At 66.4% G+C, this 12,614-nt stretch carries 7 protein-coding genes; 4 read left to right on the plus strand and 3 right to left on the minus strand.

Features of this window, described 5'->3' with window-relative positions; translation table 11 throughout:
- Positions 1 to 17: 17 nt before the first annotated feature.
- Together aceF and aceE are read right to left on the minus strand one after the other, a co-directional pair.
- Positions 18 to 1,652 (minus strand): dihydrolipoyllysine-residue acetyltransferase, encoded by a 1,635-nt coding sequence (gene aceF / locus ACN22W_RS11960; RefSeq protein ID WP_419684439.1) that lies wholly within the window; start codon positions 1,650 to 1,652, stop codon positions 18 to 20.
- A 68-nt stretch (positions 1,653 to 1,720) separates the two neighbouring features.
- On the minus strand, positions 1,721 to 4,417 hold the full coding sequence (gene aceE, locus ACN22W_RS11965) for a pyruvate dehydrogenase (acetyl-transferring), homodimeric type (RefSeq protein WP_343494624.1): 2,697 nt from the start codon (positions 4,415 to 4,417) through the stop codon (positions 1,721 to 1,723).
- Positions 4,418 to 4,690: 273 nt separating this feature from the next.
- Between aceE and fixL the strand changes: the two genes are divergently transcribed.
- The 4 genes from fixL (at position 4,691) to ACN22W_RS11985 (ending at position 11,304) form a co-directional block, all read left to right on the plus strand.
- Positions 4,691 to 7,207 carry an oxygen sensor histidine kinase FixL gene (gene fixL / locus ACN22W_RS11970; RefSeq protein ID WP_419684442.1) on the plus strand — a complete coding sequence of 839 codons (2,517 nt, stop codon included), beginning with the start codon at positions 4,691 to 4,693 and terminating at the stop codon, positions 7,205 to 7,207.
- Positions 7,204 to 7,842 (plus strand): oxygen response regulator transcription factor FixJ, encoded by a 639-nt coding sequence (gene fixJ, locus ACN22W_RS11975; protein ID WP_006493245.1) that lies wholly within the window; start codon positions 7,204 to 7,206, stop codon positions 7,840 to 7,842. Before fixL ends, fixJ begins: the two co-directional genes overlap by 4 nt.
- Before the next feature lie 262 nt (positions 7,843 to 8,104).
- The gene (folD, locus tag ACN22W_RS11980; RefSeq protein ID WP_193098693.1) at positions 8,105 to 8,965 is read left to right on the plus strand and encodes a bifunctional methylenetetrahydrofolate dehydrogenase/methenyltetrahydrofolate cyclohydrolase FolD; all 861 of its coding nucleotides are present in this window, start codon (positions 8,105 to 8,107) and stop codon (positions 8,963 to 8,965) included.
- 251 nt (positions 8,966 to 9,216) lie between these two features.
- Positions 9,217 to 11,304, plus strand: coding sequence for a M3 family metallopeptidase (locus tag ACN22W_RS11985; RefSeq protein WP_419684453.1), 2,088 nt, complete (start codon positions 9,217 to 9,219; stop codon positions 11,302 to 11,304).
- Positions 11,305 to 11,362: 58 nt separating this feature from the next.
- On the opposite strand, the gene dinB is transcribed toward ACN22W_RS11985, so the two are convergent.
- Positions 11,363 to 12,526 (minus strand): DNA polymerase IV, encoded by a 1,164-nt coding sequence (gene dinB, locus ACN22W_RS11990; protein ID WP_412021555.1) that lies wholly within the window; start codon positions 12,524 to 12,526, stop codon positions 11,363 to 11,365.
- Positions 12,527 to 12,614: the final 88 nt, after the last annotated feature.

Genomic DNA, 12,614 nt, shown 5'->3' on the forward strand with positions numbered 1-12,614 from the left:
AGCCAACTCCCCGCTCATCAAAGAATGATGCGACGGAAATCGCCGAGCAACGCACCGAGATACGCGTTGAACCGCGCGGCTTCCGCGCCATCGATCACGCGATGGTCATACGACAGCGACAGCGGCAGCATGAGACGCGGCACGAACTGCTTGCCATCCCACACCGGCTTCGTCTGGCCGCGCGACAACCCGAGGATCGCCACTTCCGGCGCGTTGATGATCGGCGTGAAGTTCGTCCCGCCGATCCCGCCGAGCGACGAGATCGAGAAGCAGCCGCCCTGCATCTGGTCCGGCTTCAGCTTGCCGTCGCGCGCGGCCTTCGACAGGTCGCTCATTTCCTTCGCGATGTCGACGAGACCCTTCTTGTCCGCATCGCGGATCACCGGCACGACGAGGCCGTTCGGCGTATCGGCTGCGAAACCGACGTGGAAGTACTGCTTGAACACGAGGTTGTCGCCGTCGAGGCTCGCGTTGAAGGTCGGGAATTTCTTCAGCGCGGCAACGACCGCCTTGATCACGAACGCGAGCATCGTGAACTTCACGCCCGCCTTCTCGTGCTCCTTGTTCAGCTGGACGCGCAGCGCCTCGAGCTCGGTGATGTCCGCTTCGTCGTTGTTCGTGACGTGCGGGATCATCACCCAGTTGCGATGCAGGTTCGCGCCCGAGATCTTCTTGATGCGCGACAGCGGCTTCGCCTCGAACGGGCCGAACTTCGAGAAGTCGACCTTCGGCCACGGCAGCAGGTTCAGCTCGCCGCCGCCTGCCGGCGCGGCTGCCGCGACCGGCGCTGCGCGCTGGCCCGTCATCACGCCCTTCACGAAGCCCGTGACGTCTTCCTTCGTAATGCGGCCCTTCGGACCCGAACCCTGCACGCGTGCGACTTCGACGCCGAGTTCGCGCGCGAACTTGCGCACCGACGGCGATGCGTGGCTTGCGCGGTATTCGCCCGACGGCGCGGCAGCCGGTGCGGCTGCAGCCGGCGCCGGTGCCGCCGGCGCGGGTGCGGCGGGTGCCGGAGCCGGCGCGGCAGCGGCCGGAACCGGTGCGCTCGCCTGCGGTGCGGCAGCCGGTGCGCCTGCGGCGTCGAGCAGCACGATCAGCGTGCCTTCGGACACCGAGTCGCCCACCTTCACCTTGATTTCCTTCACGACGCCGGCGGCCGGGCTCGGCACGTCCATCGTCGCCTTGTCCGACTCGAGCGTGACCAGCGACTGTTCCTTCTCGACCGTGTCGCCGACCTTCACGCCGATCTCGATCACCGGCACGTCCTTGTAGTCGCCGATGTCGGGCACCTTCACTTCGAGCGTGCCGCCGGTTGCTGCCGGCGCGGCTGCCGGTGCTGCTGCGACCGGTGCCGCTGCTGCGGCCGGTGCTGCGGCCGGCGCGGCCGCACCATTGGCCTGCGCCGCGGCGCCGCCTTCGAGCAGGATGATCAGCGAGCCTTCCGACACGGAATCGCCCACCTTGACCTTGATTTCCTTCACGACGCCCGCTACCGGGCTCGGCACGTCCATCGTCGCCTTGTCCGACTCGAGCGTGACGAGCGACTGCTCGGGCTCGACCGTGTCGCCGACCTTCACGCCGATCTCGATCACCGGCACGTCCTTGTAATCGCCGATATCCGGCACCTTCACTTCGATCGCTTGACTCATCTGTTTCTGTCTCCATGGCCGCGCGCGCCTCTCGCGGAAGCGGCGCGCGGCATCACACGGCGTGTGCGTTAAACGGTCATCGGGTTGGGCTTGGACGGATCGAGGTTGTACTTGGCGATCGCTTCGGCGACCACCTTGCGCTCGATCGTGCCTTCGTCTGCCAGCGCGTTGAGCGCCGCGACGGTGACCCAGTGACGGTCGACCTCGAAGAAGTGACGCAGCTTCTCGCGGGTATCCGAGCGGCCGAAGCCGTCGGTGCCCAGCACGACGAAGCGGCGATCGACCTGGCCGCGGATCTGGTCGACCAGCGCACGGACGTAGTCGGTCGATGCGATGACCGGGCCCTGCGTGTCCTTCAGGCACTTCTGCACGTGCGACAGACGGCGCTCTTCGGTCGGATGGAGCAGGTTCCAGCGCTCGACCTGATGGCCTTCGCGCGCGAGTTCGGTGAAGCTCGGCACGCTCCACAGATCGGCGGCGACGCCCCAGTCGTTCTTCAGCAGGTCGGCGGCAGCGATCACTTCATTGAAGATCGTGCCCGCGCCGAGCAGCTGGACGCGCGGCGCCTTCTTGTCGGCGTCGGCCTTCCTGAACGCGTACATGCCCTTGATGATGTCGGCCGCCACGTGCTCGCCCTGCGGAATCGCCGGGTGCTCGTAGTTCTCGTTCATCACCGTGACGTAGTAGTACACGTCTTCCTGATCCTGCACCATGCGGCGCAGACCGTCCTGGATGATCACCGCGAGTTCATAGCCGAACGTCGGGTCGTAGCTCACGCAGTTCGGCACCGATGCCGCCCACAGGAGCGAGTGGCCGTCTTCGTGCTGCAGGCCTTCGCCATTCAGCGTCGTACGGCCCGCCGTGCCGCCGAGCAGGAAGCCGCGCGAGCGCATGTCGCCCGCGGCCCATGCGAGGTCGCCGATCCGCTGGAAGCCGAACATCGAATAGAAGATGTAGAACGGCACCATGATCTCGCCGTGCGTCGAGTACGACGTCGCCGCCGCGATCCAGTCGCACATGCCGCCCGCTTCGTTGATGCCTTCCTGCAGGATCTGGCCGGTTTCCGATTCCTTGTAGAACATCAGCTGGTCGGAATCTTCCGGCACGTACTTCTGGCCCTGCTGGTTCCAGATACCGATCTGGCGGAACAGGCCTTCCATGCCGAACGTACGCGATTCGTCCGGGACGATCGGCACGACGCGCTTGCCCAGCGCCTTGTCCTTCAGCAGGATGTTCAGGATCCGTACGAACGCCATCGTCGTCGAGATCTCGCGGCCTTCGCCCGTGCCCTTCAGCAGCGGCTCGAACGCGTCGAGCGCCGGCACCGGCAGCGACGTCGCCTTCTCGCGGCGGTGCGGCAGGTAGCCGCCGAGGTCCATGCGCTGCTTGCGCATGTATTCGAGTTCCTTCGAGCCTTCCTCGAACTTCAGGTACGGCACGTCGGCGATCTGTTCGTCGGTGATCGGCAGGCGGAACTGGTCGCGGAACTTCTTCAGTTGCTCGACCGGCAGTTTCTTCTGCTGGTGCGTGATGTTCATCGCTTGACCCGACTCGCCCATCCCGTAGCCCTTGATGGTCTTCGCGAGGATGACGGTCGGCGCGCCCTTCGTGTTGCTGGCTTCGTGGAACGCCGCGTAGATCTTGTGCGGATCGTGGCCGCCGCGGTTCAGCGCCCAGATGTCGTCGTCCGACCAGTCGGCGACGAGCGCCTTCAGTTCAGGCGTGTTGAAGAAGTGCTCGCGGACGAACGCGCCCGATTCCGACTTGTACGTCTGGTATTCGCCGTCGACGACATCCATCATGCGGCGCATCAGCGCGCCCGACTTGTCGCGTGCGAACAGCGCATCCCAGCGGCTGCCCCAGATGACCTTGATCACGTTCCAGCCGGCGCCGCGGAATTCCGATTCCAGTTCCTGGATGATCTTGCCGTTGCCGCGCACCGGGCCGTCGAGACGCTGCAGGTTGCAGTTGATCACGAACACGAGGTTGTCGAGCTTCTCGCGGCTCGCCATCCCGATCGCGCCGAGCGATTCCGGCTCGTCCGTCTCGCCGTCGCCGAGGAATGCCCACACCTTGCGGCCTTCCGTCGTTGCGATGCCGCGCGCCTGCAGGTACTTCATGAAGCGCGCCTGGTAGATCGCCATGATCGGGCCGAGGCCCATCGACACGGTCGGGAACTGCCAGAAGTCCGGCATCAGCCACGGGTGCGGGTACGACGAAATGCCGTTGCCGTCGACTTCCTGGCGGAAGTTGTCGAGCTGCTCTTCCTTCAGGCGGCCGAGCAGGAACGCGCGCGAATACACGCCCGGCGACGAGTGGCCCTGCACGAACACGAGATCGCCGCCGTGCTGGTCGGACGCTGCGTGCCAGAAGTGGTTGTAGCCGACGTCATAGAGCGTCGCGGCCGACGCGAACGACGCGATGTGGCCGCCGACGTTCGTGTCCTTGCCTGCGCGCAGCACCATCGCCAGCGCGTTCCAGCGCGTGTACGAACGGATGCGGTGCTCGATGTCCTGGTCGCCCGGGATCTTCGCCTGGGCCGAAACCGGGATCGTGTTGATGTACGGGGTATTCGCGGAGAACGGCAGGTGTTCGCCGTGCATGCGGGCGAACTCGATCTGCTTTTCGATCAGGTAATGCGCGCGGCCAGTGCCCACAGAGGAGATTACGCCATCGAGCGACTCCAGCCACTCAACGGTTTCTTGCGGGTCGTCGTCACGTTCGGCGGCGACATATTTCATCACTTCGTTCGGTACAGCGGACATTCTCGTCTCCTGGGTCCTGGAATGTGAGGATCGCTCTCGTGCAGACGACGCGACGCGACCGGCTGCGGGCAAGCTCCGGCGGATTGTAATGAGCGTGCGGGGGCCTGCGCAACAAAATTTTCGAATCGTGAGATCTTTTCTCGCAATGCGGAATATTGCTGCGCTGCACCCACATTTCGGGGCGCTCCGGCGCGTCCCGGCTGAACAAATCCGTTTCCGTTCAACATATCCGGTATAGGTTTTCCATGTATTGCGCTGCGCTACAATCCTGCCATGTTGACCGATCGGCTTTTCGCACGCTCGGCGCGACCGTCGGGCCCGCCGGCGGAGTCGCAGCCGTCCCGTTGGCACCACGGACCGTGGTGGTCCAATTCCTATTTGCTGACGCCGCTGCTGTCGATCCTCGTGTTCCTCGTGGTGATGAGCCTCATCCTATGGAGTCTCAACCGCCGCGAGCAGCAGCAGCAGGAAGACACCCTGTTCCGTAACGTCGCATGGGCGCAGCAGCAGATCCGCCTGTCGATGACGGGCGCGCAGGAACAGCTGCAGGCGCTGTCGCGCGATCTCGCGTCCGGCCGCCTCGACCAGAACGCGTTCCAGATGGCCGTCGCCGACGTGATGCAGACGCATCCGGAAATCCTCTACCTGAACTGGTATACGGCGCCCGGCGTGCAGCGCTGGCCGACCGTGCATCCGCCGCTGCTCGGCCAGCGGCTCGCGAAGCCCGGCGACGCGCAGATGCAGGACGCCGTGCGTGGCGCCTACGACGAAGCGCGCAGCACGCGCCGCCAGGCCTATTCGCCGCTGATCTACGACGACTTCGGCAACGGCTTCATCACGCTGCAAACGCCCGTGATGCGCGGCGACCGCGAATATCTCGGTTCGATCGCCGCGGTGTTCTCGGTCGAGGGCATCCTCAAGCACGACATCCCGCAGGAACTGTCGTCGAAGTACAAGATCTCGATCACCGACGCGAACAACCGCGAGCTGTCGTCCACCTCGACGCGCCCGCGCCTGCCGCGCGACTCCCACTACGACCTGCCGCTCGATCCGCCCGGCCAGGGGCTGACCGTGCGCGTGTACGCGTTCCCGCAGCTCACCAACCTGACCAACAACACGCTCGTGTGGCTCGTCGCGGGGCTGTCGTGCTTCGTGCTGTGGAGCCTCTGGAGCCTGTGGAAGCACACGCGCCAGCGCTTCGAGGCGCAGCAGGCGCTGTACGCGGAAGCGTTCTTCCGCCGCGCGATGGAAAACTCGGTGCTGATCGGCATGCGCGTGCTCGACATGCACGGCCGCATCACGCACGTGAACCCCGCGTTCTGCCGGATGACGGGCTGGGACGAAACCGATCTCGTCGGCAAGGTCGCGCCGTTCCCGTACTGGCCGCGCGACGCTTACCCGGAAATGCAGCGCCAGCTCGACATGACGCTGCGCGGCAAGGCGCCGAGCTCGGGCTTCGAGCTGCGCGTGCGGCGCAAGAACGGCACGCTGTTCCACGCGCGCCTGTACGTGTCGCCGCTGATCGACAGCTCCGGCCGCCAGACCGGCTGGATGTCGTCGATGACCGACATCACCGAGCCGAAGCGCGCGCGCGAGGAACTCGCGGCCGCGCACGAGCGCTTCACGACGGTGCTCGAAAGCCTCGACGCCGCGGTGTCGGTGCTGGCCGCCGACGAGGCCGAGCTGCTGTTCGCGAACCGCTACTACCGCCACCTGTTCGGCATCCGCCCGGACGGCCATCTCGAACTGTCCGGCGGCGGCTTCGACCGCGCGCAGGCCTCGTCCGACTCGATCGACATGGTCGACGCGTTCGCGGGCCTGCCGGCCGCCGCGCTGACGAGCAGCACCGCCGATGCGCAAGAGGTGTATGTCGAGAGCATCCAGAAGTGGTTCGAGGTGCGCCGCCAGTACATCCAGTGGGTGGACGGCCACCTCGCGCAGATGCAGATCGCGACCGACATCACGACCCGCAAGAAGGCGCAGGAACTCGCGCACCAGCAGGAAGAGAAGCTGCAGTTCACGAGCCGATTGATGACGATGGGTGAAATGGCGTCGTCGATTGCTCACGAATTGAATCAGCCGCTCGCCGCGATCAACAACTACTGCTCGGGCACGCTCGCGCTGGTCAAGAGCGGCCGCGGTACGCCCGAGACGCTGCAGCCCGCGCTCGAAAAGACCGCGCAGCAGGCGCTGCGCGCGGGGATGATCGTCAAGCGGATCCGCGAATTCGTGAAGCGCAGCGAGCCGAAGCGCCAGCCGGCGCGCGTCGCGGACATCGTCGCCGACGCGGTCGGGCTCGCCGAAATCGAGGCCAGGAAGCGCAGGATCCGGATCGTCACGGAAATCCTCGCAAGAATGCCTATTATTTATGTCGACCCCGTGCTGATCGAGCAGGTCCTGATGAACCTGATGAAGAACGCGGCCGAAGCGATGGCCGACGTGAAGCCGGCGTCGGCGGACGGCGTGATCCGCGTCGTTGCCGACATCGATGCGGGATTCGTCGACATCCGCGTGATCGACCAGGGCCCGGGCGTCGACGAAGCGACCGCCGAGCGCCTGTTCGAACCGTTTTACAGCACCAAGTCCGATGGCATGGGCATGGGGCTGAACATCTGCCGTTCGATCATCGAATCGCATCGGGGGCGTCTGTGGGTGGTCAACAACGTCGAGCCGGATGGCCGCATTTCCGGCGCGACGTTCCACTGCAGCCTGCCCATTGGGGAACCCGCTGATCTCGGCCGAGGGGGGCGCGAGGCATCGGCATCACATACCGTTACGGGAGAACTATGAATAGCCCTGTCACCACCACTCAGGAAACCGTCTTTGTCGTCGACGACGACGAGGCCGTACGGGACTCGCTGCGCTGGCTGCTGGAGGCGAACGGCTATCGCGTGCAATGCTTCTCGAGCGCCGAGCAATTCCTCGATGCGTATCAGCCGGCGCAGCAGGCCGGCCAGATCGCCTGCCTGATCCTCGACGTCCGGATGTCGGGCATGAGCGGCCTCGAACTGCAGGAGCGCCTGATCGCCGACAACGCCGCGCTGCCGATCATCTTCGTCACGGGTCACGGCGATGTGCCGATGGCCGTGTCGACGATGAAAAAGGGTGCGATGGACTTTATCGAGAAACCGTTCGACGAAGCCGAGTTGCGCAAGCTCGTCGAGCGGATGCTCGACAAGGCCCGAAGCGAAAGCAAGAGCGTCCAGGAACAGCGTGCCGCGAGCGAGCGCCTGTCGAAGCTGACCGCGCGCGAGCAGCAGGTGCTCGAACGGATCATCGCGGGCCGCCTGAACAAGCAGATCGCCGACGATCTCGGCATCAGCATCAAGACGGTCGAAGCGCACCGCGCGAACATCATGGAAAAGCTCAACGTCAACACGGTGGCCGACCTGCTGCGCCTCGCGCTGTCGAAGAAACAGGCCTGAGCGTTCGCCGGCCGCGGCGGCACTGCCCGCCCGGCCCAGGGGCCTGTCCACGCCGATGGCGTGCTTGCCCCTGCCGCCCCGCGCGATGCGGCCCACTCGCGCGGCGGCGGCGTTTCTTCCCGGCGCGCGAGCGCCGCGGCCATGACGCTTTGCGCTGATTCGCTGTCGGACGGCAGCAGGCGACCGGTATAATTGCCTGCTTTGCTGCAGCGCTTCGAGCGCCGCACGCCCGCATTCCAACTTCCCGGCAGGACCCACCACCATGACAGCCCTCCTCATTGACGGCAACGGCCTTTCGAAGACCCTGCGCGCGCAGGCCGCCGAACGCGCCGCCGCCCTGACCGCACGCGGCCACCAGCCCGGTCTCGCGGTGATCCTCGTCGGCGCGAACCCGGCGAGCGAAGTCTACGTGCGCAACAAGATCAAGGCGTGCGAGGACAACGGTTTCTTCTCGCTGAAGGATGCGTACCCGGCGACGCTGTCGGAAGCCGACCTGCTCGCGCGCATCGACGAGCTGAACCGCGATCCGAAGATCCACGGCATCCTCGTCCAGCTGCCGCTGCCCGCGCACATCGACAGCCACAAGGTGATCGAGGCGATCGCGCCGGAGAAGGACGTCGACGGCTTTCACGTCGCGAACGCCGGCGCGCTGATGACCGGCAAGCCGCTGTTCCGCCCGTGCACGCCGTACGGCGTGATGAAGATGTTCGAAGCCCACGACATCGCGCTGCAGGGTGCGAACGCGGTCGTGATCGGCCGCTCGAACATCGTCGGCAAGCCGATGGCGATGATGCTGCTGGAAGCCGGCGCGACCGTGACGATCTGCCACAGCAAGACGCGCGACCTCGCCGCGCACACGCGTGACGCCGACATCGTGGTCGCCGCGGTCGGCAAGCGCAACATCCTGACCGCCGACATGGTGAAGCCCGGCGCGACGGTGATCGACGTCGGCATGAACCGCGACGACGCGGGCAAGCTGTGCGGCGACGTCGACTTCGCGGGCGTGAAGGAAGTAGCCGGCCACATCACGCCGGTGCCGGGCGGCGTCGGCCCGATGACCATCACGATGCTGCTGATCAACACGATCGAAGCCGCCGAGCGCGCCGCCGCAGCGGCCGCCTGACCGCGCGCCTGTTCAGCCGGCGCGCGGTTCGCGTGCGCCGGCGTCTCACCGGCCGATCCGCGCCGACCTCGCCTCGTCCCCTCGCCAGACCGCCTTCCGCCCCGCATCCGACCCTGCGTCAATCACACCGTTAGAAACTAACGATTGGAAAGCGCACGATGCGCCCCAATAATGTCGGTATCGGGCGCCGTCGCGCCTTACCGCCGTTACCCTTTTTATCCCGGTTCATCCGGCAACAGACAGGGAGTCTTATGTCCGCCAGCGCCAACACCAATCCGCTCCTCGACTTCTCCGGCCTGCCCCGCTTCGGCGAGATTCGCCCGGAACACGTGACGCCCGCGCTCGATACGCTGCTCGACGCAGCCACCCGCGCGGTCGAAGCCGCGAGCGCACCCGCGACGCCGTCGATCTGGGCCGATGTGGTCGAGACGGTCGAACACGCGTCGGAGCCGCTCGGTCGCGCATGGGGCATCGTCGGTCACCTGAACGCGGTCGCCGATACGCCCGAGCTGCGGGCCGCCTACGGCGAGAACCTGCCGCGCGTGACCGAATTCTGGTCGAGCGTCGGCCAGAATCTCGCGCTGTACGAGAAGTACAAGGCGATCGCCGCGAGCGCCGAATACGCGACGCTGTCCGCCGAACGCAAGAAGATCCTCGACAACGCGCTGCGCGATTTCCGCCTGTCGGGCGCCGAGCTGCCCGAAGACCAGAAACCGCGCTTCGCGGAATTGCAGGAACAGCAGGCCGCGCTGTCGAAGGCATTCTCCGACCACGTGCTCGACGCGACCAACGCATACGCGTACATCGTGCAGGACGAGGCCGAGCTGGCCGGCCTGCCGGGCGACGCGATCGAGGCTGCCCGCGAAGCCGCGCAAAAGGACAGCAAGGACGGCTGGAAATTCACGCTGCACTTCCCGTCGTACTTCCCGGTGCTGCAGTACGCGAACAACCGCGCGCTGCGCGAGACGCTCTATCGCGCCTATGCGACGCGCGCGTCGGAACTCGGTCCGCAGTACGGCGACGGCAAGGCCGAATGGGACAACACGGCGATCGTCGCCGACGAGCTGAAGCTGCGCCGCGAAGAGGCGCAGATGCTCGGCTACCGCAACTTCGCCGAAGTGTCGCTCGCGCCGAAGATGGCCGAATCGCCGCAGCAGGTGATCGCGTTCCTCGAGGATCTCGCGACCCGTGCGCGCCCGCACGCGGACAAGGACTGGGACGAACTCCGCGCATTCGCCGCGAACGAACTCGACCTGGCCGAACTCGCGCCGTGGGACATCGCGTATGCGGCCGAAAAACTGCGCCAGCAGCGCTACGCGTTCTCGGAAAACGAGGTCAAGCAGTACTTCCCGGAACCGGCCGCGCTGAAGGGCCTGTTCACCGTCACCGAGACGCTGTTCGGCGTGCGGATCAAGCCGGACGACGCGCCGGTGTGGCACCAGGACGTGCGCTTCTTCCGCGTCGAGAACCGCGACGGCTCGCTCGTCGCGCAGTTCTATCTCGACCTGTACGCACGCGAAGGCAAGCGCGGCGGCGCATGGATGGACGACGCGCGTTCGCGCGCGAAGCGCGGCAGCGACGTGCAGACCCCGGTCGCCTACCTCACCTGCAACTTCTCGGCGCCGGTCGGCGGCAAGCCCGCGTGTTTCACGCACGACGAAGTCATCACGCTGTTCCATGAATTCGGCCACGGGCTGCACCACATGCTCACGCGCGTCGACGAGCTCGGCGTGTCGGGCATCAACGGCGTCGAATGGGATGCGGTCGAGCTGCCGTCGCAGTTCATGGAAAACTTCTGCTGGGAATGGGACGTGCTGTCGTCGATGTCGTCGCACGTCGACACGGGCGCCGCGCTGCCGCGCGAGTTGTTCGACAAGATGATTGCCGCGAAGAATTTCCAGAGCGGGCTCGGCACGCTGCGCCAGATCGTGTACTCGATGTTCGACATGCTGCTGCACGTCGACTTCGACCCGGCGGGCGCCACCGGCGTGAACGCGTTCGCGCGCGAGATCAACGAGCGCTACCACGTGATCCCGCAGGCGGCGTTCTCGCGCTGGCCGAACACGTTCAGCCATATCTTCGCGGGCGGCTATGCAGCCGGCTACTACAGCTACAAGTGGGCCGAGGTGCTGTCGGCCGACGCGTACGCGGCATTCGAGGAAGCGGCCGCCGCAAGCGGCAGCGTGCTCGACGCGGCAACCGGCACGCGCTATCGCCGCGAAATCCTCGAGGTCGGCGGCAGCCGCCCGGCGATGGATTCGTTCAAGGCGTTCCGCGGCCGCGAGCCGAAGATCGATGCATTGCTGCGCCACAACGGGATGGCCGCGCCCACGCATTGAGCGCGCTGCCCGGCTCGGCCGGCAGGAACGACAGGCACCGCTTCGGCGGTGCCTTTTTTCATGGTGCGGACGATTCGTCGTCGAACAGCGAAAACTGCCCGTGACGCTCGGCCGTGTCCTCGTCGATACGCACGCCGACGCCGAGCAGCCGCACGGCCTGCGCGCGCCGCTGCAGCCCCTTCGCGAGCAGCGTGACGGCCGTGTCCGCATTCGTCGCGTCGGCCACGCACTCGACCGTCGTGCGCTGGAAATCGGCGAAGCGGATCTTCACGTACAGCTTGCGGATCGACCGCGCGGCACCCGCACGCGCGATGCGCGCATCGAGCTCCACGACAAGGCGGCGGATCTCGTCCGCGCATTGCTCGAGCGTCGTCAGGTCGGTCACGTAGGTCGTCTCGACGCTGACCGACTTGCGCTCCTGGTCGGCCTGCACGGGCCGCTCGTCGATCCCGCGCGACAGTTCGTACAGCCGCCGCCCGAACGTGCCGAACTCGCGATGCAGGTCGATCAGCGGCCAGTCGCGCAACTGCGCGCAGGTCTGGATGCCGAGCCGGTCGAGCCGCGTGGCCGTCACCTTGCCGACGCCGTGCAGCTTGCGCACCGGCAGCGCCGCGACGAATGCGTCGATCTCGTGCGGCCGCACGACGAACAGGCCGTCGGGCTTGTTCCAGTCGGACGCGATCTTCGCGATGAACTTGTTCGGCGCGACACCGGCCGACACCGTCACGCCGACGGTGTCGTGCACGCGCTGGCGGATCTCGCGCGCAATCAGCGTCGCACTGCCCTGGCACCGCTCGGAGCCGCTGACGTCGAGGTACGCCTCGTCGAGCGACAGCGGCTCGACGTCGGGCGTGTAATCGCGATAGATCGCCATGATCTGCCGCGACGCCGCGCGGTACTTGTCCATCGCGGACGGCAGGATCAGCAGGTCCGGGCACTTGCGCATCGCGAGCGCCGACGACATCGCCGAATGCACGCCGTAGCGCCGCGCCTCGTAGTTGCAGGTCGCGATCACGCCGCGCTGGTCGGGCCGGCCGCCGACCGCAAGCGGCCGGTTGCGCAGCGACGGGTCGTCGCGCATCTCGACCGATGCGTAAAAGCAGTCGCAATCGCAGTGGATGATCTTGCGCATGCGCGGCAGCGCGTCGCCCGGCGGCGGCACGTGCGGATCGGCAGGCGGAATGGTGGTCGGGTTCACGGTGCCGATACTGTACAAAAACACAGTGCCGGTTTCAACTGTCGCGTGCGCCCGCCATCGGCCGCCCGGCCCGGCGGTGCCGTACCGGTCCGCTGCGCGCGGATCGTACCGC

It is taken from the genome of Burkholderia theae (genome assembly GCF_048565265.1).
Classification (GTDB): domain Bacteria; phylum Pseudomonadota; class Gammaproteobacteria; order Burkholderiales; family Burkholderiaceae; genus Burkholderia; species Burkholderia theae.